Annotated in this window: 19 protein-coding genes; 8 read left to right on the forward strand and 11 right to left on the reverse strand. The window is 52.6% G+C overall.

Features of this window, described 5'->3' with window-relative positions:
• Positions 1-19: 19 nt before the first annotated feature.
• From FOA19_RS01910 to FOA19_RS01920, 3 genes are read left to right on the forward strand one after another with little or no spacing between them, the layout of a single operon-like run.
• A complete protein-coding gene (locus FOA19_RS01910) occupies positions 20-1,414 on the forward strand; it encodes a bifunctional UDP-3-O-[3-hydroxymyristoyl] N-acetylglucosamine deacetylase/3-hydroxyacyl-ACP dehydratase (RefSeq protein WP_149089108.1) in 1,395 nt (464 codons plus the stop codon).
• Entirely contained in the window at positions 1,411-2,202 is a 792-nt protein-coding gene (lpxA, locus tag FOA19_RS01915) for an acyl-ACP--UDP-N-acetylglucosamine O-acyltransferase (protein ID WP_149089109.1), read from the forward strand. Before FOA19_RS01910 ends, lpxA begins: the two co-directional genes overlap by 4 nt.
• A complete protein-coding gene (locus FOA19_RS01920; RefSeq protein ID WP_149089110.1) occupies positions 2,192-2,833 on the forward strand; it encodes an ABC transporter ATP-binding protein in 642 nt (213 codons plus the stop codon). Before lpxA ends, FOA19_RS01920 begins: the two co-directional genes overlap by 11 nt.
• A gap of 280 nt (positions 2,834-3,113) precedes the next feature.
• On the opposite strand, the gene FOA19_RS01925 is transcribed toward FOA19_RS01920, so the two are convergent.
• A complete protein-coding gene (locus tag FOA19_RS01925) occupies positions 3,114-4,397 on the reverse strand; it encodes an erythromycin esterase family protein (RefSeq protein WP_149089111.1) in 1,284 nt (427 codons plus the stop codon).
• A 385-nt stretch (positions 4,398-4,782) separates the two neighbouring features.
• Positions 4,783-5,529, reverse strand: coding sequence for a DUF4197 domain-containing protein (locus tag FOA19_RS01930; RefSeq protein WP_149089112.1), 747 nt, complete (start codon positions 5,527-5,529; stop codon positions 4,783-4,785).
• A gap of 71 nt (positions 5,530-5,600) precedes the next feature.
• Here FOA19_RS01930 and FOA19_RS01935 point away from each other — a divergent pair, with 71 nt between their 5' ends.
• The 3 genes from FOA19_RS01935 (at position 5,601) to FOA19_RS01945 (ending at position 9,147) form a co-directional block, all read left to right on the forward strand.
• Complete coding sequence (locus tag FOA19_RS01935) at positions 5,601-6,863, forward strand: competence/damage-inducible protein A (RefSeq protein ID WP_149089113.1); 1,263 nt, start codon at positions 5,601-5,603, stop codon at positions 6,861-6,863.
• A gap of 163 nt (positions 6,864-7,026) precedes the next feature.
• Positions 7,027-8,394: a dihydrolipoamide acetyltransferase family protein gene (locus FOA19_RS01940; protein WP_149089114.1), complete on the forward strand. Its 1,368-nt coding sequence runs from the start codon at positions 7,027-7,029 to the stop codon at positions 8,392-8,394.
• A gap of 207 nt (positions 8,395-8,601) precedes the next feature.
• Positions 8,602-9,147 carry a hypothetical protein gene (locus tag FOA19_RS01945; protein ID WP_149089115.1) on the forward strand — a complete coding sequence of 182 codons (546 nt, stop codon included), beginning with the start codon at positions 8,602-8,604 and terminating at the stop codon, positions 9,145-9,147.
• Between the two features lie 369 nt (positions 9,148-9,516).
• On the opposite strand, the gene FOA19_RS01950 is transcribed toward FOA19_RS01945, so the two are convergent.
• A complete protein-coding gene (locus tag FOA19_RS01950; RefSeq protein ID WP_149089116.1) occupies positions 9,517-12,150 on the reverse strand; it encodes a valine--tRNA ligase in 2,634 nt (877 codons plus the stop codon).
• A gap of 444 nt (positions 12,151-12,594) precedes the next feature.
• Positions 12,595-12,945, reverse strand: coding sequence for a 4Fe-4S binding protein (locus FOA19_RS01955; RefSeq protein ID WP_149089117.1), 351 nt, complete (start codon positions 12,943-12,945; stop codon positions 12,595-12,597).
• A gap of 125 nt (positions 12,946-13,070) precedes the next feature.
• Here FOA19_RS01955 and FOA19_RS01960 point away from each other — a divergent pair, with 125 nt between their 5' ends.
• Both FOA19_RS01960 and FOA19_RS01965 read left to right on the forward strand, forming a co-directional pair.
• On the forward strand, positions 13,071-14,090 hold the full coding sequence (locus tag FOA19_RS01960; protein ID WP_149089118.1) for an acyl-CoA reductase: 1,020 nt from the start codon (positions 13,071-13,073) through the stop codon (positions 14,088-14,090).
• A 154-nt stretch (positions 14,091-14,244) separates the two neighbouring features.
• Positions 14,245-14,547 carry a hypothetical protein gene (locus tag FOA19_RS01965; RefSeq protein ID WP_149089119.1) on the forward strand — a complete coding sequence of 101 codons (303 nt, stop codon included), beginning with the start codon at positions 14,245-14,247 and terminating at the stop codon, positions 14,545-14,547.
• A 137-nt stretch (positions 14,548-14,684) separates the two neighbouring features.
• Here FOA19_RS01965 and FOA19_RS01970 read toward each other — a convergent pair whose 3' ends face one another.
• From FOA19_RS01970 to FOA19_RS02000, 7 genes are all read right to left on the reverse strand, one after another.
• Positions 14,685-15,548, reverse strand: a complete 864-nt coding sequence (locus FOA19_RS01970) for a nucleoside phosphorylase (protein ID WP_149089120.1) — start codon at positions 15,546-15,548, stop codon at positions 14,685-14,687.
• Positions 15,549-15,688: 140 nt separating this feature from the next.
• The gene (trhO, locus tag FOA19_RS01975) at positions 15,689-16,657 is read right to left on the reverse strand and encodes an oxygen-dependent tRNA uridine(34) hydroxylase TrhO (RefSeq protein WP_149089121.1); all 969 of its coding nucleotides are present in this window, start codon (positions 16,655-16,657) and stop codon (positions 15,689-15,691) included.
• A 172-nt stretch (positions 16,658-16,829) separates the two neighbouring features.
• Positions 16,830-17,462, reverse strand: a complete 633-nt coding sequence (locus FOA19_RS01980; protein WP_149089122.1) for a NeuD/PglB/VioB family sugar acetyltransferase — start codon at positions 17,460-17,462, stop codon at positions 16,830-16,832.
• A 172-nt stretch (positions 17,463-17,634) separates the two neighbouring features.
• Complete coding sequence (locus FOA19_RS01985; protein ID WP_149089123.1) at positions 17,635-18,129, reverse strand: hypothetical protein; 495 nt, start codon at positions 18,127-18,129, stop codon at positions 17,635-17,637.
• A gap of 797 nt (positions 18,130-18,926) precedes the next feature.
• Complete coding sequence (locus FOA19_RS01990; RefSeq protein ID WP_149089124.1) at positions 18,927-20,228, reverse strand: DUF2851 family protein; 1,302 nt, start codon at positions 20,226-20,228, stop codon at positions 18,927-18,929.
• 153 nt (positions 20,229-20,381) lie between these two features.
• Entirely contained in the window at positions 20,382-21,212 is an 831-nt protein-coding gene (gene pyrF, locus FOA19_RS01995) for an orotidine-5'-phosphate decarboxylase (protein ID WP_149089125.1), read from the reverse strand.
• Positions 21,213-21,411: 199 nt separating this feature from the next.
• Complete coding sequence (locus FOA19_RS02000; RefSeq protein ID WP_149089126.1) at positions 21,412-22,065, reverse strand: LolA family protein; 654 nt, start codon at positions 22,063-22,065, stop codon at positions 21,412-21,414.
• Between the last annotated feature and the right edge of the window lie 6 nt (positions 22,066-22,071).

Genomic DNA, 22,071 nt, shown 5'->3' on the forward strand with positions numbered 1-22,071 from the left:
TTTACCTATTTAGTGCTTCATGAACGATAAACAGCATACCATAAAGGCGCCGGTAACGGTATCCGGGATTGGATTGCATACAGGAGTGGTGTCAAACATGACGTTTTTGCCCGCTCCCATCAACCACGGGTATAAATTCCAGCGCATTGATTTGCCAGAACAACCTATTGTAGACGCCGATGTAGACAACGTGGTGGACCTCTCCCGCGGAACTACCATTGAACAGAACGGCGCCCGGGTAAATACAGTGGAGCACGTTTTAGCCGCATTGGTGGGGCTGGAGATTGACAACGTCCTGATTCAGATTGATGGCCCGGAGCCTCCCATCATGGACGGTTCCTCTATCCTTTTTGTGAAGCCATTGCTGGAAGTGGGTTTGGAGGAGCAGAACGCCCTGCGTAACTTCTTTGAGGTGCCGGAGGAAATCATGTTCCGCGACGGTTCCCGCGAGACCGAGATCGCGATCCTTCCCCTGGACGATTACCGCGTGACCGTGATGGTGGATTACCACTCGCCGGTTCTGGGTTCTCAGCACGCCTCTCTTACTGATCTTCGACAGTTCAAAGACGAGATTGCCTCTTGCCGCACCTTCTGCTTTTTGCACGAGTTGGAAATGCTTTTCAAACAGAACCTCATCAAAGGCGGCGATCTGAGCAATGCCATTGTGGTGGTAGACCGTGTGGTGGAAGAAAACGAATTAGATTACTTGTCTGACCTTCTCAAAAAGCCCAAAGTGGCCGTGAAGAAGGAAGGCATTCTGAATAACGTAGACCTGCGCTACAAAAACGAGCCTGCCCGCCATAAACTGCTGGACCTGATTGGGGACTTAGCTTTGGTGGGTCGTCCGTTAAAAGGTCAGATTCTAGCCGCTCGGCCGGGGCACGCGTCTAACGTGGCCTTCGCCAAGAAGATCAAGAAATATATCAAAGAGTCTGCGGTGAAGAACGTGCCGGTGTACGACCCTAAGAAGGCTCCGGTGATGGACATCAACCGCATTGAGCAGACGCTGCCGCACCGTTACCCTTTCCTGCTGATTGATAAGATCATCCACCTGGATGAAACCACCGTGACCGGCGTGAAGAACGTGACCATGAACGAGTCTTTCTTCCAGGGTCACTTTCCGGGCAATCCGGTGATGCCGGGCGTAATCCTGATTGAGGCCATGGCCCAAACTGGCGGGATTTATGTACTGAGTACCGTTCCGGACCCAGAGAACTACTGGACCTACTTCATGGGCGTGGACAAATGCCGTTTCCGCCGCAAAGTAGTACCCGGAGATACCATTATTTTTAAATGCGAACTGTTGGCGCCTATTAAACGCGGCATTGCCAGAATGCAAGGCCAGGCCTACGTGGCCGGGCAATTGGTGATGGAGGCCGAGATGTTAGCAAGTATCGTAAGAAAAGACGCATGAACCAGCCACTAGCTTACATCCACCCAGAAGCCAAAATCGCCACCAACGTAGTAGTGGAGCCTTTTACCACCATCTCTAAAAACGTGGAGATTGGCGAAGGCACCTGGATTGGCCCTAATGTGACCATTATGGAAGGTGCGCGCATCGGGAAGAACTGCCAGATTTTCCCGGGTGCGGTGATCTCGGCCCCGCCGCAGGACCTGAAGTACAAAGGCGAGCCGTCTACGGTGTCCATCGGGGACAATACCATCATCAGGGAATGCGTGACGTTGAACCGCGGCACCGCGCTGGACAAGAACACCACCGCTATCGGCTCCAACTGCCTCATCATGGCCTACGTGCACGTGGCGCATGACTGCATCATTGGCAACAACGTGATTGTGGCCAACGGCGTGCAGCTGGCTGGCCACATTGTGATCCATGACCACGTGTTCATTGGCGGCACCTCGGCGGTGCACCAGTTCGTGAGCATCGGGGCGCATGCTATGGTATCCGGGGGTTCTCTGGTGCGCAAAGATGTGCCACCGTTCATCAAAGCGGCCCGTGAGCCTTTGTCCTACGCTGGGGTGAACTCTATTGGCCTGCGCCGCAGAGGTTTCTCTAACGAGCAGATCAACGACATCCAGCAGATTTACCGCATCCTCTTCATGAGCGGGCTGAACACAGCCTCGGCGGTGGAGAAGATTGAGATTGATTTGGCGCCTAGTACAGAGCGTGATGAGATTGTGAACTTTGTGCGCAACTCTGGCCGAGGCATTATCAAAGGTTACCAGCGAGATGCAGATTAAGCTTTCCTCTTTAGGCAAGCGTTATAATTACGAGTGGATTTTCCGGAATCTGTCCTATGAGTTTGTCTCGGGTAAGGCGTATGCCGTGCTGGGGCACAATGGGTCCGGGAAATCCACTTTGCTTTCTATCTTGAGCGGTTTCCAGTTGCCTACCGAGGGTTCTGTTTCCTATTCAGTAGCTAACAAAGCGTTACCGGTAGAAGAGTTGTACCGATATCTTTCCATGGCTGCCCCGTACCAGGACCTGCTGGAGGAATTCACCCTGGAGGAGATGATCCAGTTCCATACCCGCTTCAAGCAACTGCGCAGCATCACGCCCCAACAGCTCCCCGATCTGCTGCAACTGCAGGCCGCCAAACACAAACTGGTCCGGGATTTCTCCTCGGGCATGCGCCAGCGCCTGAAACTAGGCCTCGCGCTGTACTCAGACACCCCGCTCCTGCTCCTGGACGAGCCCACCACCAACCTGGACCAAGCTGGTGTGGCCTGGTACCTGGAGCACCTGGAACGAAACCGCCAAAACCGCCTAGTCATCATCGGATCCAACGTACCCCACGAGTACAGCTTCTGCGACGAGCAACTGCCCATCAACGAGTTCCACTACAAAGCCGCGGAACGAAAAAGGCTGTAACATGCCATTGCGTTTAGGGGCTGTTTTGGAGAAAATGGCTCCAAAACTTATAAACATAGGTTAATGTAGGGGCAATCCCTTGTGGTTGCCATATTGCAAGGGCAATCGTAAAGGGCAACCACAAGGGATTGCCCCTACACGGCACCCATTTTCAACTTCTTTTTGAAAAACCAGCCACAAAACGCCTGACATGAAAAAAGCCACCTAATCGGTGGCTTTCCCATATATGTAGTAAGATGGCGCTAGTACTCCTATAAAAACAGCCTGACGGCCGGATTGTTTACTCGTTTGCCGGATACATTTCTGGTGGTTCTTTCTCTTTGGTTTTGACGATAAACGGACGCAACGCCTCGGTCTCATCAAGGTACAAGAAGGCGTCGTAGCGCTCCGGGATGATGGTGGGCACGTAGTTGCCATACTTCTCGCGGTTGGGGTCATACACTACCCCGATGGCCCGATGGTCTAGTTGCTGGCGCACTTCGCTTATCTCACGCAGTTCCCGGGAGAGCAACAGTTTGTCAGTGGCGCCCAGGTTGTGCAGCCAGTCTTCCCAAGAGCCTTTGCGGGCAGGCGGCACGTCCATCTTCTTCATGGGTGCGCCCCAGGAATCACCCGCGATCACGGAACCTTCATATGACCCGAAACCAGCCAGGTACACGTTCTCTCTCCCGTATTGCTCGCGAGCTAACTGCCCTATGTTCACCATGCCGGCGCGGGCCATGTCGGTGAAGCGGGCATCTCCTACGTGGGTGTTATGTTCCCAGATAATCGCTTTAGAGTCTGGTCCGTGGAATTCCAGCAGGCGGTTGAGGGTCTCCATCATGTGGTTGTCGCGCACGTTCCAGGAGTTGCCGCCACCGCGCACCATGGCTTTGTAATAGCGCTCGGCGTTCACGGCCACCAGGGCGTTCTGCTCAGCATCGAAAACTGCCTCGGCGTTGGAGGGTTCTCCTCTTTCGCGTTTCCCCAGTTCCTGCAGCATGGAAAGCACCTCGTCTTCGCAGTCTTCAGAGACGTAGGCTACCGCCCGAGCGTACTCCTGCGGGTCTGAGCTGTAAGGCTCGAAGCATTTGAAGGCTTCTTTGGCCGCCTTTACTGCATGACCACCATCCTTCTTCTCCAGGTATTTCATGATTTGCTGCAGCGAGCCCCAGAGACTGTAGACATCTAAGCCATAGAAACCAATCTTGTTTGTGTTAGGACGATCATTATTCTCCTTCAGCCACTCCACCAAGGCCGCCACTTCCCAGTTGCCCCACATCCAGGTAGGCCAGCGGTTGAAATGCTTGAGCACATCAGACACTTTGGTGCCGGGTTTGCAGTAACCTCTGATGAACTTGTTGATCTGGTAGCAATCTGGCCAGTCGCCTTCCACCGCAATGAAGGTGAAGCCTTTCTCCTCTATCAGGCGCTTAGAAATAGCGGTGCGCCAGGCGTAATACTCCGAGGTGCCGTGCGAGGCCTCCCCCAGCATTACAATGCGGGCATCACCAATATCGTTCAGCAGAATATCTAGGTCAGCTTTGTTCTCCAGCCGGTGGTACGGCAGTTTTGAATAAGTCATGGATAATAGGGGAAAAATGAACTCCCTGCCTTTTACCCCTCATGCATTGGGAAAGTTTACCCGTTTTAAGCCTATTTTTTCAAAAAAGAGCCAAAATCTGTTTCAGGTCAGAACACCCCTCTTAGAATAACCTAATTACAGCGCCTCCATCTGCCACTGACTTTGAGTTGTGTCACTATTTCTAAAACTTGACAGAACTGAATTCTTGAGCATTTGGCTTATTATCAACCTTCTACTTATTCTATAAATGACCTCCAACTGCCCCTTCAGAATACGAACCCTCGCTTACCGGGAAGGCTAAGTAATTGGCTTTCTTTTGGTAAACGGCACAAAAAAGGGAAGCTATATCAGATACAGCTTCCCTTTTCTAGTGATTTAGTACAACTTATTGCCTTGACCCGAACACCCGCTTCAGGAGCTCAGTAGTACGGGCGATGGGGTTCTCTCTAATGTTGGCCTCTTCCTGGGCAACCAAGGTAAACAGGCCGTCAATGGCTTTCTGGGTAGCGTAAGACTCCAGGTTAGGATCGGCTTTCTTCACCAGAGGGATCTTGTTATAGCGGTTCACCAGTTCAGAGTAATATTTGGTGGCGTTCACTTTGTCCAGCGAGTTGCGCATGATGGGGCTGAAGGCACTGGTCAGTTGGCTGGTGGTGGTGCGTTTCAGGTATTGGGTAGCGGCATCGCGCTCGCCGCGCAGGATGTTCCAGACATCACTGAAGGTTAATTGCTTAATGGCGTTGAGGAAAATAGGGGCGGCACTTTTGGCAGCATCCTCGGCGCCGCGGTTCAGGGTAAGCACGAATTTATCCACCTCAGCACCCAGCCCGAGGGTACGCAAGGTGTTCTCAACGCGCTGCACATCTGGCGGAAATGGAATCCGGATGAGGCTGCTTTTGTAGAAACCATCGGTTTGCGAAGCCTGCGTAGCGCCTTTGTTGATGCCCTGGGAAAGCGCCTGTTTCAAGCCAGAGGCCACCTCCGTCTGGGTAAGGGCTCCGTTTTGTCCTGTTTGGCCGGTTTGCTGGGCCACCGTGCCCAAGGCTTGTTCAATCTGCGCGGTAGTGCAGGAGGTGAAACCGATTAAAATGAAGCTACCCAAAACAAATATCGGGGAGACAAGTTTCTTCATACGTGCGTACATGTTTATTACTTTTGATCAACGATGTTCAACAGGGCCTACGCATAAATCAAGCCAAATAAATGGAAAAGGAAATATCGGCAGAAATCATGACCATCGGCGATGAGCTGTTGTACGGTCAGGTCATTGACACCAACTCTGCCTGGCTAGGGCAGGAACTGGGCAAGATAGGCATCAGGGTAAAGCAGATCACCAGCATCTCAGACAACCCAAACGCCATTACGGATGCCCTCACCCAAGCCATCTCCCGCGCCGATGTGGTCCTGATCACCGGTGGCCTGGGTCCCACCAAAGACGACCTCACCAAGCACACCCTGACCCGCTACTTCAACACCGACCTGCAACTGCACCAACCCTCGTTGGATGACGTGGAGGAAATCTTCAGGAAGTATAACCGTCCCATGCTGGAGGTAAACCGACAGCAGGCCTTTCTGCCGGCTACGTGTACGCCCGTCCGCAACGTGCTGGGCACCGCGCCGGGCATGCTGTTCCAGGAACAAAACACGGTAATCGTTTCCATGCCGGGCGTGCCGTTTGAGATGAAGCGCATGGTCACCGATACCGTTTTGCCGTACCTGCAACAGCATTATGCGCTGCCGCAGATCATCCATAGTGTGGTGCAGACCATTGGCATAGGAGAGTCTTTTCTCTCGGAAACCATCGCTGATTGGGAAGACAACTTGCCAGCCAATATAAAGCTGGCGTACCTTCCCCACTTAGCCGGCGTGCGCCTCCGCCTCACCGGGTTTTCTAAGGACGGGCAAGACCTGGAAGCCCAACTCCAGGAACAGGTAGACAAGTTAACCGCGCTCATCCCAGACCACATCTTTGCCTACGGCGAAGTTCCTCTGGAAGAAGCCATCGGTCACCTCCTGAAGGAACGGAACCTGACCATCTCCACCGCAGAGAGCTGCACCGGCGGCTTGGTGGCCCACAAACTTACCAGCGTACCTGGCAGTTCATCGTACTTCCTGGGCAGCGTAGTGGCTTACAGCAATGAGGTGAAGAAAGCGCAGTTAGGCGTTTCAGCCGAAACCTTGGAGCAGCATGGCGCGGTGAGCGAAGAAACGGTATGCGCCATGGCCCAGGGCGTGCGCCAGCTCCTGAAAACCGACATCGGGATTTCCACCAGCGGCATTGCCGGTCCGGACGGCGGCACCCCTGATAAACCCGTAGGCACCATCTGGATCGCCTACGCCGATGCCCACCAAACCGTGGCCCGCAAAATTAACTACAACAAGACGCGCCAACTCAATATTGAGTACACTACGCTGCAAGTCCTGGACCTAGTGAGGCAAAGTTTGCGTCGGCGGGTTGAGGAATAAGCAAAAAAGCCTAAATTTGCCTAACAACAGTTAGGTTCCGAGAACCGCTTACGGCTTTCCAGTGATTATTCGCTGTTTTTCTGTAACATTGCACCAACCGGCTCCCTGTCCTGACTGCGGTATTCTGATCTCATACTCTCAAAAAACTGACATACTCTTATCTATGGCTCTTGTAGAAATGGTGATGCCCAAAATGGGCGAAAGTATCATGGAAGGCACCGTGCTTAAATGGTTGAAGCAAGTGGGCGATACCATTGAGCAAGACGAGTCTGTGCTGGAAGTAGCCACCGATAAAGTAGACACGGAAGTGCCTGCCATCCAGGGCGGCGTACTGAAGGAGATTCTGGTACAAGAGGGCCAGGTAGTAGCCGTAGGCGCTCCTATTGCCATCATCAGCACCGGCGGCGATGACCAGCCTGTCACCACCGCCCCGGCTCAGCAGGAAGCCCAGGCCAGCGCGGAACCAGTAGCCCAACCTGCCGAGGCACCGCAGGCCGCAGCGCATGCCACCCAACGCCTGGAGCAACCCGCCTCCGGCCGATTCTACTCTCCTTTGGTGCTCAACATCGCCCGCGAGGAAGGCATTGGCATGCAGGAACTGGAGTACATTCCGGGTACCGGAAAAGAGGGCCGCGTGTCTAAAAAAGATATCCTTGATTACGTAGCCAGTCGCCAGAACGGAACGGCTCCTGCTGCCCAACCGGCCGCTGCGCCAGCGCCACAGGTACAGGCACCCCAACCGCAAGCCACCCCGCAACCACAGGCTGCTCCGGTAGCGCCTGCGGCCCAGGTTTCTACCGCTCCGGCCCAGTCATACAGCGGCAACGTGGAAATCATTGAGATGGACCGCATGCGCAAGATGATCTCCCAGCGCATGGTGGACAGCAAGCGCATCTCGCCGCACGTGACTTCCTTTGTGGAGGCCGATGTAACCAACATTGTCAACTGGCGGAACAAAACCAAAGACGCCTACAAGAAGCGCGAAGGCGAAAACCTCACCTTTACGCCTATCTTTATTGAGGCCATCGTGAAAGCCATCAAAGACTTCCCGATGATCAACGTAAGCGTAGACGGCGACAGAATCATCAAGAAGCGCGACATCAACATTGGCGTGGCCGTGGCCTTGCCATCCGGTAACCTGATTGTGCCCGTAATCCACAACGCCGACCAGATGAACCTGAACGGCATCTCCAAGCGCCTGAACGACCTGGCCAACCGGGCCCGTATCAACAAATTGACGCCGGCTGACCTAGCGGACCCCACTTACACCATCTCCAACGTGGGGTCTTTTGGGAACGTGATGGGCACGCCTATCATCATGCAGCCGCAAGTAGCGATCATGGCCGTAGGCGCGATCAAAAAGAAGCCTGCCGTAATTGAGACCCCGGAGGGAGACTTGATCGGGATCCGTCAATTCATGTTCCTGTCTCACTCGTATGACCACCGTGTGGTAGATGGCTCTCTGGGAGGCATGTTCGTGCGCCGCGTAGCCGATTACCTAGAAGCCTTCGACCCGAACACCAGCATCTAATTTGAATATTTGTAGATTGGGAGATTTGAAAATGATCTTCCCGTTTGAAAAGCCTCTCCCCTGCCGGAGGGGCTTTTTTGTACCCTTTGTTTTAGACCTGATTTGCCGAAAACAAGCCTGAAACAGAAAAGCACAACCTGCTTCTATAGAATATAGTAAAAGTCTTATCTTGCCGAAGCCAGATTTTTACTGGCCCGCACCCGATTTATGAAAAACGCCCTACTTCTACTTGTTATCGCATTTCTGCTGTTTCTGGCCATCTTCTTCTATTGGAGGCAAAGCCAGGCCGAAAGCCAGTTAGCCATGGCCAACGAGAAAATCACGAGTCTGGAGCAACAGGTCCGTCGCTTTACCCACAACGTTCCCGCCGAACCAGTTGCCCCTACCCAATCTGAGCAGCCAGAGCTAACCACTACCCCGGACACCGAGGAGAAAGTAACGCCCCCTGAATCCACTTCGTTTGAGGAAGAGATTGGCACCCTCAGCGAAAAAGATCTGCAGCGCCTGAAACAGAAAGGCCTCAAAAACCCGGAGGCAGACCTCATGAATGACCTCATGCGCAAGCAGAAAAGCCTGCTAACAACCCAAGGCTCCGTGGGCGGCACCATGGCTATCCAAGACGTCCGTATCCTCAACGACCGACACGCGCTCGCCTACTTTGAAGACGGTCATAATGGCGGCTATCTACTTCTCCGTTATGCGGTGAATAACGGTGCCATCACCTGGACCAGATTAGACACTTCTACCTTGTAGCGTTTAGAGGCTGTTTTAAAGAATAGGCTCAAAAAGGAACCACGCTTGATTCCAGCCGCTGGTGCGTCAACTAAGCGCAGATTCTCCCCTTGAGGGGAGCGTAGAGGGGTGTTTACACAGGAGAGCACGCATTGCTGATTTACATTACCTTGTCAACTTGCTTTACCTTTTCTTATCCGGATACTTACTTCTTACAATTGGGAATGCCATGATCGGCAGAGGTAAAAACCCCTACTTATCTCCCCTTGAGAGGAGAATTTGTGCTTAACTATTGCCTTTACAGATCATTGTATCTTCAAGCTTCCAACCTAAAAACAAGAACGGCTGCCCTTTTTAGAGCAGCCGTTCTTGTTTCATCAGATATCACCTTTATTCAGTTGGAAGCGCAGCAAGGCTTTGCTCCAAGGCAGCAATCTTAGCTTCGGCATCGGAACGCTTCTTGCGCTCGGCGTTGATGACCGCTTCTGGGGCGCCGCTTACAAAGCGCTCATTGCTCAGCTTTTTGTCTACGCTCGCCAGGAATCCTTTGGTGTAGTCCAGCTCCTTCAGGATGCGTTCGCGTTCGGCGGCGGCGTCAATGTTGCCCTCCATCGGGATGAAGAACTCAGCGCTTTCTACCACGAAGGACAAGGCGTTGTCCAGCGGCTGTTCGGTTTCCTGAATTTCGCTGAGGTTCGCCAGTTTGCTTACCAAAGTCTCATAACCGGCTATGGCGCTTTTGCCATCCGCTAACCGCACGTACAGCGCTAGCTTTTTAGCTGGGGAGATGTTCTTGCTGTTGCGTTGGTTCCGGATCTGGCCAACCACGTTGAGTACGTATTCAGTCTGTTTTAGCAAATCTGGCTCAATTCTGCCTTTTTCTGGCCAGGTTGCTACTACCAGGCAATCTTTCGGCGCGCGTTCTTTCATGGAGTTCCAGATTTCCTCGGTGATGAACGGCATAAACGGATGCAGCACTTTCATCAGTTTCTCCAAGAATTCATACGTCGCCTTCAAGGTAGCCGCATCAATAGGTGACCCAAAGGCTGGTTTAATCATCTCCAGGTAATTGGAGCAGAAATCGTCCCACACCAGTTTGTACACGGTGAGCAAGGCATCCGAAATCCGGAATTTGTCAAAGTGGTCTTCCAGCACGTTCAGCGCCTCGTTGAACTTAGAGTCAAACCACTTGATGGCTTTCTCGTTCGGATTCTCCAAAGTCTCGTCTACTTCCCAGCCGTTAATCAACCGGAAGGCGTTCCAGATTTTGTTGCTGAAGTTACGACCTTGCTCGCAGAGTTTCTCGTCAAACAACAGGTCATTACCCGCCGGTGAGCTGAAGAGCATGCCCGCGCGAACGCCATCGGCGCCGTACTGCTCAATCAGGTTCAATGGGTCTGGTGAGTTACCCAATGACTTGGACATCTTGCGGCCCTGCGCGTCACGCACGATACCGGTGAGGTATACGTTCTGGAACGGCAGTTCTTTGCGGAACTCGTAGCCAGCCATAATCATACGCGCTACCCAGAAGAACAGGATCTCCGGGGCCGTTACTAGGTCATTGGTTGGGTAATAATACAGGATGTCTTCGTTGTCCGGGTCTTTGAAACCATCGAACACCGAGATTGGCCACAGCCACGAAGAGAACCAGGTATCCAACACATCTTCGTCTTGGCGAAGGTCTGTCAATTGCAGTTCCGGGTTTCCGGTTTTGGTGCGGGCTTCTTCCAACGCTTCCTCAGCGGTGCGGGCTACTACAAATGTGCCATCGGGCAGGTAGTAGGCCGGAATCTGCTGTCCCCACCACAGTTGGCGCGAGATACACCAGTCGTGCACGTTCTCCATCCAGGAACGGTACATGTTCTTGAATTTGGCCGGGTGCAGCTTGATGGTGTCGTTCATCACATTCTCCAGCGCTGGCTTGGCCATTTCGTCCATTTTGCACCACCACTGCATAGACAGCTTCGGCTCTATCACGGCATCAGTACGTTCAGAGAAACCTACGTTGGATACGGAGTCTTCTACTTTCTCCAACAGGCCCTGGGCATCCAGATCCTTCGTGATTTTCTTGCGCACCACGAAACGGTCCTCGCCTACGTAAAGGCCGGCGCGCTCGTGGATGGTTCCGTTGTCGTTGAGCACGTCAATGCTGGGCAGGTTGTGCTTCAGGCCCAGTTCGTAGTCATTGATGTCGTGCGCTGGCGTCACTTTCAGCACCCCGGTTCCGAACTCACGGTCTACGTACTCATCAAAGATGATGGGGATGGCGCGGTTCACCAATGGAATAATGGCCCTTTTGCCAGCCAAGTGCTTGTAGCGCTCGTCCTCAGGGTGCACGCAGATGGCTACGTCGCCCATGATGGTTTCGGGGCGCTTGGTAGCTACGGTCAGCACTTCGTCAGAACCTTCCACGCCATAGCGCAGGTAGTACAGTTTGCCGTTTACCTGTTTGAAGTTTACTTCCTCATCAGACAGCGCGGTCATCCCTTGCGGGTCCCAGTTCACCATTCGTACGCCGCGGTAAATCTGCCCTTTGCGGTACAAGTCCACAAAAACTTGGATAACGGCATCGGTCAGGTCTGGCTCCATGGTGAAACGGGTGCGGTCCCAGTCGCAGGAGGCGCCAAGTTTCTTTAATTGCTCCAGAATGATGCCGCCGTATTTCTCTTTCCACTCAAAAGCGTACTGCAGAAACTCCTCGCGGGTAAGGTCACTTTTATTGATGCCTTTTTCCTTCAGCATGGCTACCACGCGGGCCTCCGTCGCGATGGACGCGTGATCGGTTCCTGCTACCCACAAGGCTTCTTTGCCCTGCATACGGGCCCGGCGCACCAGCACATCCTGGATGGTGTTGTTGAGCATGTGGCCCATGTGCAGCACGCCCGTTACGTTGGGCGGCGGAATCACCACGGTGTAAGGCTGCTTTCTAGGGTTCGGTTTGGACTTGAAAAAGCCGCGCTCCAGCCAAGTGGCGTACCACTTGTCTTCTACTTCTTTGGGGTTATAGGTCTTCGGAATCGACATCTTGGGTAAGGTGCTAATGTGTTAAATGTGCTGATGTGCTATCCTAGCAGAACCGGCACACGTCACGTGTACCTGCAAAAATAGCAAATTAGCCGATGTGAGATATCAGTTATTGGTCGGCTCTCCGGGAAAGCTCCTGATTTCAGGCGGTTTTCGGGAAAACAGGGAAGAAACGGCGCTGGTGGAGACACTCGTAGGACCTTCGGACATTACGAGGTCTTCTTCCGCTGGCGCAAGCTTGTAGCTCATATCCGCACGTATTCCCAATTCTTTTCATAAAATCAGCTACAGAAATTAAGCAATGCGTGTGGACACGAGCGGGACGCTCGCGCCAGCGAACAACTTCTTTACTCCCGTTTAGAGGCGTTTTTCAGAAAACAGCCTTAGAAGCCTAGCAACAAAAAACCCGCACGAGGCGGGTTCCTGAATAGCTTTTGGGAAAGATTAGCTTGCGGCGTGCAACCACTCTTTCTTGGCTAACAAGGCTTCCTCGGTCTCGCGGTAATCCGGGTCATCGACGCAGCAGTCTACGGGGCAGACCGCGGCGCACTGGGGCTCCTCATGGAAACCGCAGCACTCGGTGCACTTGTCAGAGACTATGTAATAGAATTCGTCAGAGATAGGGGGTTGCGGGGCTTTGCCGTCTACCGTTTCTCCACCGTCAATTTCTACCTTGGTCAGAGACGTACCATCTCCCCATGTCCACTGTACACCACCTTCATAGATAGCCGTGTTGGGGCACTCCGGCTCACATGCGCCGCAGTTGATACACTCATCCGTGATCATTATTGCCATAATCGTATCTCCTGTTTCTTTTTAGTAATTTTGCACCCATTATCAGGTACGCCATCCCGCGCGCAAAAGTAATACGTAGCGCGCATTGTATCAAACGTTTCTCACGCATCCACTGTTACCCCTTCATGCTAACTTTAGAAAATAGACTTTCCGCATTCATAAAATTAGGCGATTACCTCCGGAATCTTCCGCTGGAGGAACGCGAATACCTGGCCCGGCGGGCCGGGCAGCACAATAACTTCTTTGACTTACCTAATGTATCTGCCGCGTTGGAAGGAATTGCCAGCATGCTGGAAGAAGACCAACTGACTAACTGGGTTGCCCGCTATGACTTGCCTCAGGTAAATGAAAACCCGAAGAAAGTAGGCGTGGTGATGGCCGGCAACATTCCGGCGGTGGGTTTCCATGACGCGCTGTGCATTCTGCTGGCCGGCCACATTCTGCAGGCAAAACCCAGTTCCGATGACCCTTTCCTGATGCCTCACCTGTTGAACAAGTTGACCGAGATTGAGCCTGGTTTCCAGGAGCAGATCCAATTGGTGATGATGCTGAAGGAGTCAGATGCCATTATCGCCACCGGTTCAGACAACACCGCCCGTTATTTTGAATACTACTTTGCCAAGCGCCCGCACATCATCCGGAAGAACCGCACCAGCGTGGCTGTGCTCACCGGGAAAGAGACCAAAGAAGAACTGACTGCCCTTGGCGATGACATTCTGCGCTACTACGGCCTAGGTTGCCGCAACGTGGCCAAGGCGTTTGTGCCCGCTGAGTACGACTTCACGCCGTTCTTTGAGGCCATGGAGTACAAGAAAGAGGTTGTGAACCACCACAAATACCAGAACAACTACGACTACAACAAGTCTATTTACCTGGTGAATGGCGTGCCGCACCTGGACAACGGTTTCCTGATGGTGACCGAAAGCCAGCAACTGGTCTCCCCTATCTCGGTGCTGTTTTATGAAACGTACGCGAACGATCAGGAACTGGAGCAGAAGCTGGAAACCATCCAGGAAAAGCTGCAGTGCGTGGTTTCCCAAGAAGCGCTTTGGCCCAACAGCTATGCCTTCGGGCAGGCGCAGTGCCCATCGGTAAGTGATTACGCCGATGGCGTGGACACCATGGCATTCCTGAAGAGCCTGTAAGATATTTTAGGGCTATTTTTCAGAAAATAGCCCTAAAACACCATTTTGGGCACAGGTAACTGTTTTTACATAGACTTATTGTGTTAAATACCGTTTGTAGATGTAAGAAATTCTTTCTTCATTGGTCCACAGACTAACACCAAACACGCGTACCATGGAAAATAACACCGTGCTCCATTACCAGCTTATAGAGAAGGAAAGCATCCCGCAATTACAGTTCGGCACTGAAGATGTTTTGTCGGACAAAGAATCTAAAGTAAGACGCCAAGTTGATTTAGAACGCGCCAGTCGCCTGGGCAATGGCTACCAGGGGAAAGTGGAAATCACCTTCCAGGTGGCCTCCGGCGAAGTTCTTCGGGTACAGACCACCATCTGGCAATCAGACAAAGAATATACCACCATCAAGTCTGGCGTCACTTTGCCCACCCACGCAATTTTAGGGGTGGAATTCTTCTAGTAATCGGCCTGAATACTTCAATTTCAGAAGGAAGCCACTCCTACACGACGGCTTTGCCCTGACAGCATCTTTAAAGCCTTGAAACGCGTCGGCCTTTGGTACAAACCAAAGGCCGACGCGTTTCAAGGCTCTTTCTGTTAAATGCGGTCCAACACCTTCACGATGAGGTCATCAATGACCTGGTCTGCGTTATGGGCGAACTGGTGGGTGATGCGGTTGGCCACAATGGCGTTGAGGGAAAGGACCTCGTGGCCCAGCAACCGGCCCAGGCTGTAGATACCGGCGGTCTCCATCTCGAAGTTGGTGAACCGCACATCCTCAAACCTAAAGGCACTCAGCTTTTGGATGACTTCTTCAATTTTAGGCTGTAATCGCAGCAACCGGCCCTGTGGTCCATAGAAACCCGGACACGTGATGGTGTTCCCGTGGAGCATGTCTCCGCCAATCTGCTCGCGCAGGATGTCTGAGCCTTTGGCACAGTACGGGAGAAAGCCGATGCCTAAAGCCAGCTGCATGTTCACCGCTATTTCGGTTTCGTACCCTGTTTCCATGAGCGGATAGAACTGCATGAGCGTGTCCAGCCCCAGCGCGTATTCCGTGGCCAGGTGGCTGCCCAGCGGCACATCTTCCTGCAAGGCGCCGGAAGTACCTATGCGCACAATCTTGAGAGAAATCCGGTCCTCATTTTCCAACGGCTCTCGGCTCACGAAATCCACGTTCACCAAAGCGTCCAACTCGTTCAGCACGATGTCAATGTTATCCGTCCCGATGCCGGTGGACACCACCGAGATCCGTTTGCCTTTGTAATAGCCGGTGTGGGTCACAAACTCGCGCTTGGCCACTTCCACCTCAATGGAATCAAAATGGCGGCTCACGCGGACTACGCGGTCCTGGTCACCCACCGTGATAATGGTATCGGAGATCTGCTCAGGCAGCAGGTTCAGGTGATAGATGCTGCCATCGGCGTTCAGGATTAATTCAGATTCTGGGATACGGGCCATGGTTTCATAGTTTTAGGTGGAACAAGGAGCTTATTCTAGAGGCGTGCTCTTTTAGGCTATCGCCGAAGGTAAATAAAAAAGGCGCCGCCTGGTTGCCTTGCAGCAACTGGCGGCGCCTTTCCTTTTAAAATGCTTATCGCTTAAACGGCCTTTGGTGCCTCCGTCTTGCGGCGGTTCAAGCCTTTGTACGGGTTGTAGCCGTTCGTGTTCTTCTGGTAATAGCCGGTGCCGTCGTACGGGCGCTTGTCTGGGTGTTCCTGGCAGGTGGTGGAGCAGGCGCCCTCCATCTTGGTGCCGCAGCTCTCGCAGATAGGCACGTGCAGGTTACAGTGCGGATTGGCGCAGTTCACCATTCGGGCCGAGGGCGTCTCGCACACGTGGCAGCGGGAAATCACTACGGGGTTCACGGTGTTCACATCCACGGCCACGCGGTTGTCAAACACGTAACATTTGCCCTCGAAATCCTCGCCGCCAGCTTCCATGCCGTACTTGATGATGCCGCCGTGCAGCTGGTACACGTTCTCGAAGCCTTTCTCCAGCAGGAACGCACTCGCTTTCTCGCACTTGATGCCGCCGGTGCAATACGTCAGGATTTTCTTGCCTTCGTACTTTTCCTTCAGCTCATCAATCTTCTCGGGAAACTCCCGGAAATTCTCAATATCCAGGGTGACGGCGTTCTTGAACTTGCCCATACTGTGCTCATAATCTGAGCGCACGTCCAGCACCACCACATCGTCCTGGTCTTTCATGTCTTTGAACTCCTGCGGCGAAAGATGCACCCCGGTACGTTCGGTTGGGTCGATGTTGCGAAGACCCGCATGCACGATCTCAGGCTTGTGGCGCACGTGCAGTTTGGTGAAAGCGTGTTCATCGGCGTAGTCCACCTTAAAGTCGATGCCAGCAAACCTCGGATCGGCTTTCACGGCGGCCATGTAGGCCTCGCAGTCTTCTACCAAGCCAGAAACGGTGCCGTTCAATCCCTCCGGCGCCACGATGATGCGGCCTAACAAATTGAGGTTAAGACACAGCAGGTGGTGCTCCTCGCGGAACAACTCGGGGTTCTCAATCTTGGTGTAATGGTAATAGAGTAGGATACTGTACTTTTTCATACGGCTTAGTTTCAGACTAAGTGTTGACAATGTGCTAATTGATGAATGTGCTGATGTGCTAATTTTTAGCAACACCAGCATTTGTCTTTTGGTGCGAATTTAAGAAAAACAGCCCGGAAACGGAAAATGACAACTATCAGTCCTGAGTTCTGAGTCTAGCATCCTGAGTTTATTAAACAGGCTTAGCCGGATTCCCGAAGACGGTTTGCTTCGCGGCAACATCGGCCACCACTACGGCACCGGCCCCTACCCGTGCGTTCTTGCCTATTTTCACCCCTGATACGATCACCGCTCCGGTCCCAATGAAGGCACCCTCGGCGATGGTCACCCCGGCATTCACCATAGCGCCGGAGCCAAGCTGCACGTGGTCTTCCAGAACGGCGTTGGCATCCACCACGGCGCGCGCACCAATGATGCAGTTGTCGCCCAGTTTGGCATTGGAGTTCACGATGGCCCCGGCCTGAATGAAGTTTCCGTAACCCAGCCAGGCATGCTCAGAAACGTAGCTGAATTTATGGATGGCGTTTACCGGTACCACTTTGTAGTCTTCCTTCAGCATTTTGGTCATGCTCTTACGGGCGGCAGAATCCTCGGCGGCCACAAACACATCGCACTTCTTGCCCAAAAGCTTGAGGATGTTCTCATCCTCGGTATTGCCCATGACAGTGATTTCGTTCACCTCCTTCTGCTGCAAGGCCACCTGGTCATCCAAGAAACAGTACACCACAACATCGTTGCTTTGGAAGGCGTCCAGCGCCAAAACACCCATCTCCTGGGCACCTAATATGATAACGGGATTTTGCATAAGCTTCTTTTCTTTATTGAGGTTGTTCTACGGGTACTTCCCGCATAAAACCGATGTCCTTCCTTCTAAGTCCTGAAAGGGAGGCTTGATAATTTCCGTTTTAATCCCGATTTAAGGAAAAAGGGTTCAAAACAAACGCACCTGCAAAAATAGGGAAAGAAAACGGAATAGGTTAACCCTTACGGTTTCGCAACTGATCCAACCAACCAGGCACAGGTCCCCAGGCAATGATCAACAGGTAAAAAAATGGAAGTAACGGCGCCCGGTACCGGTGCAAAGAACCCAAGTTAGGCGTGGGCAACGTTATCAATACCGCCGAGATGAAGAAGAACACCAGCAACACCGCCAGAAAAGACGGCAAAGCCGGTAAATGCCTCTGCCGAAGCAAATGGACAATGGTCAGCAAAATCAACAGACCCAACACTAGATTCTCCAACCCCACCAATTTATAGAACAACGGCGCCGGCTCCCAAAGAAAAGGCCTAGTGAGCATCTGGAAGACAGCGGAGGGTGCATGGGCCGCTACTGACCATAGGGTGGGCTGCAGATCTGGGAAGGACAAAAGCGGACTAGCGGAATCTGAGGCAGCTACAATGTTCCGGTAATTCCAGAGAATATGCTCAACAAAAAAATCTAGGTTGAACGTAGGATGTGCAAAGGATGCCACAAAGGCTAAAACACCAAGAATTCCACACCAAATAAGAAATCGTCGTGTTTTAGAGCGGAGGTTGGGGAACTGCCGTGTCACCAATTTAGTGACTAGCAGTGCCCCTAGGATCACCAGCAAAACAGCCGCAAGAAAAAATTTTATTCGCCACAGCAAGTAAATCACAGGCACATACAGAAGAAATTTTTTCACTGCCTCCATAGAATTGGTGGCATTAAATAGCTGAAGAAACAAACCAACCGTTAGGCAAAGACTCCCCATGAACAAGGAATCCTTCACAACCCCGCTAGTCCAGAACACCACCGAAGGGAACAAAAGAAATACTACGGCTGCCGAGGTACCATATGCCGGATAATACTTTTGAATTTGCTTTACTAGGAACCAGCATCCCCAGAAATTAAATAAGGATAAGTAGAGACTGCTGCCCCAGTAAGAACTGCCAGTCAGGAAATAAAGCAGGCTTAACAGCTTTACAAAAAAGAAGGAGTTGGAGTACTGAGGCCACTTGGCAAACCCAATGGGGATGTCTCCTATTTCATTGAACAAGAGCAACCGTAGATATTGGCTCCCGTTGAGCTCGGCCGCTTCTTTCACCTTAATAGCCTGCTTATGGTAAACCCAGGTATCCCCTCCTCCCAAATACGCTAGATATAGATATCCCAACAGCAGGCCCGCTGCTAACTTCAAGCCTAAACCAACCCAAAAGAACGTTTTCAGACTTTCAGAGTGCCGGGCATCGCGCCACAGCAGGTAAACAAGGAAAAGGAAAACCGGGAAGTGCAGCCAGTGCTGAAGGTTCATGCAGTAGGAAGGTTCTGTTTCATCAGGCGGTGCCCAATGACGCAATGTACGCATTTCCGGGGAGCGCAGTATGTTTGGTACAATCCTAACAAAGCCTGGGAGTCACTCGCGCAGGTGTGCGGGAAGCCTAAACCAGAGTACAGGCGGGTGACTTTGTTCTGCTCCTTCCCCAGGCTCTCCAGCAACTCTACCGCTTTCTCCTGGTAGGCCACGTTGTCCATCCGGCGACTGTAGGCCATCAGCAAAGGTGCTACCACATTGATGAGCAGCCCTTGGATGCTTTCTTCACCGATGGTGGCAAATGGCTGCGCAGATGGTCTTCCGGGAGCGTAATGCTGCTGCCAATAAAGGGGAGGAGCCTGCCGGAAAAAGCGGAAATAATCTTCTTTGTTCTCACAGGCCACCATGCCAGACCAAAGATGCGGTTGTGCTTGCAACACCGCCAAAAATTGCCCTAATCTTACCGCCGGAAAATTAGAAGGCCGCAGCCGCAGAAAATTCCAGGCGGCGGGTGGCAAAGGCTTCGGCAGGGTATGTTTTTGGCTGAGGTAGTGGTATTCTTTGGTCAAATCCAGTAGATAAGCTTCCGGCTCCTGCCCTCCCTTTGTCTTCAACATACCTGCCTGACCTAGCAACAATGCCTCCAACTGCTTGGGAGAAGATCGGTAACGGTTAACTAAGTTCAATGGCAGTACCTGCGTGAGCCGCAAGAAGCCCTCTTGGTTAACCTTGAACCCGAAGCCAGCGGCCAAGGTCTGGTAAACGGTGGTTTCCCAATCCTGGCGGTTCTGCACCAAACGCTCCAAGACCAGTTTTGCCTTGGCCTCCAGCCGTGCCAGCAGCGTGCGGTCCATCATCGCGGATTTATAGAGGCGGTCTACTTCCATAGCTTGAGCTGCACAGGGAATTTCCTCTTTGCTCCAGGTCAGTTCCTGGTACTTCGCCTGCAGGGGCAAAGCTATCTTTCCCTGTAGTTCCAGGGTGGGCATGGGTGTCCCCTCCTCCCGCCACACCATTTCCTCTTCTTCCCATACCACGTGCAGAATCACCTGGTTGTATTTGTCGTCATGTTGGTGCTGGTGCCGGCGCCAGTCTGAGGCTTTCACGTGGATTTCCACGCTGCCCACCCACTCTGTGTCCCCAATTTTGAGGCGGGCGCCGGTGAAGTCGGGACCAGCGTCTGAGCGGTTGTAAAAACCGGGGTGCAAGACCAGCAACTCCTCGCCCGCCGAGGTGCGCAGCTGTTCCTTCCGGAAGTATTGGTAGCGCCAGATGTAGTGCAGGAAATCTTCTTTCATAGAAAACCGGAACAGCCTTTCAAACCTTCTGTGTACATACGCAGAAAGATTACAAAGGCTGTTCCGGTTGAAATTGGTACTCCGCTGATTCTAAGCCGTTTTCCTAAAATCGGCTTTAAAACAAACCAGCGGCGCCGGATAGGTTATAACAGGTTAGCGGGGTAGGTACTCGTTCAGGTAGCGGTCCATTTCTTGCTGCACGGCCAAAGCGGCGGCGCGGGCTTTCTCCGCGAAATCCTCGCCCTGGGAAGCGTAGATGATCTGGCGGGCCGAGTTCACCAACAGGCCACACTGCTTGTTCATGCCGTAGCGGGAAACCTCTCCCAAATCACCGCCCTGGGCGCCCACGCCGGGTACCAGCAGGAAGTGGTCTGGCGCAATCTCCCTTACCCGCTCAATGTAATCGTGGCGGGTGGCGCCTATGACGTACATCATGTTATCGGCGGTGGCCCAGGCCTGGCTGTTCTGGATGACTTTCTCAAACATGAAGTACGATTTGCCCTCAGACACCACGCTCAGCATCTGGAAATCGTCGTGGCCGGGATTGGAGGTGAGCGCCAGCAAAATCACCCATTTGTTGGGGAACTGCAGAAACGGGGTCACGGAGTCTACGCCCATGTACGGAGCCACGGTGAGCGAGTCAAAGGTCAGTTGGTCAAAGAAGGCGCGAGCGTAAAGCTCTGAGGTATTGCCGATGTCGCCGCGCTTGGCATCGGCGATGGTGAAAATATCCTTGGGAATTACCTCCAGCGTACGCGCCAGACTTACCCAGCCCTTGGGGCCGTGCGCCTCGTAAAACGCGATATTGGGTTTATAGGCCACGCACAGGTCTGACGTGGCTTCAATGATTTGGCGGTTGAACTCAAAGATGGGGTCTTCCAGTTGGAGCAGGTGCGGCGGTATCTTCTTGATGTCTGTGTCCAGCCCAATGCATAGGTAAGATCGTTTGCGCTGGATCTGGTCAAAAAGTTCTTGTCTGGTCATGGGGCAATACAGTAGGTTACCACAAAGCTAAAGTGTTTTCTTATTGTTTTGGGGAAAAGCGGCAAAAAATGGACGCCCTGTGGAGAGCACCATGGAATGTGTTTAAAAGCCGATTTCTGCAAAATGGCCTAAAAACGAAGAAGGCTCCCGCTTTTCAGCAGGAGCCTTCCCATTTAATCTTGTTCCTTGCTATAAGGTACTATCTCAAGTCTACCACCTTCAGGCCTTTGTACTTGGTTCTGTTAAAGACGAAAGTATTGGCGTCTACCGGCGGGTTAGGCGTGAACTTGTTGATCTTGTAAGAGTAACGGTTTCCGTTTTTGCGGAACATCTTCCAGGACTTTAAGGAGTTGTCCTTCTTGCTGATGTGCAGCCGCACTTTAAACACCTGGTTACTGCGGTCCTCGGGGGTAAGGTCAATCACGTGCACGGCCTCGCCGCCTTCTTTTTCCTCGCCGGCATACACGTAACGGTAGCCTTTTTTGTAAAGCGAGTAGATCTGGTTCGGCGTCAGTTCCTGCTCATCGGGGTCATTGTCAGAGATGGTCACCTCCCCTTCCTTCTTCATGATGGTCCAGATGGTGGCGCCGTTGTTGATGATTTCCTGCCCGGCCACGGCCAAACGGTATTTATTGCCAGAGACGGTGATATCACCGGAGATGGATTCTTTGGCCTTCGCCGAGGGGCTTTCTATGGTTTGGGTGAACCCCACCTTGAACGCGTTCATGGCCTGATATTTCTTGCTCATGGCATCCAGGATCTTCTCCGCCTGCGGGTCTTTCTGCACGTTCTGCGCCTGGGCTACTTGAACCACCGTCAGAAGGGCGAGCAGAAATGAAAAGTATCGTTTCATGGTTTT

Origin of the sequence: Rufibacter hautae, assembly GCF_008271695.1 — a bacterium.
Lineage (GTDB): Bacteria > Bacteroidota > Bacteroidia > Cytophagales > Hymenobacteraceae > Nibribacter > Nibribacter hautae.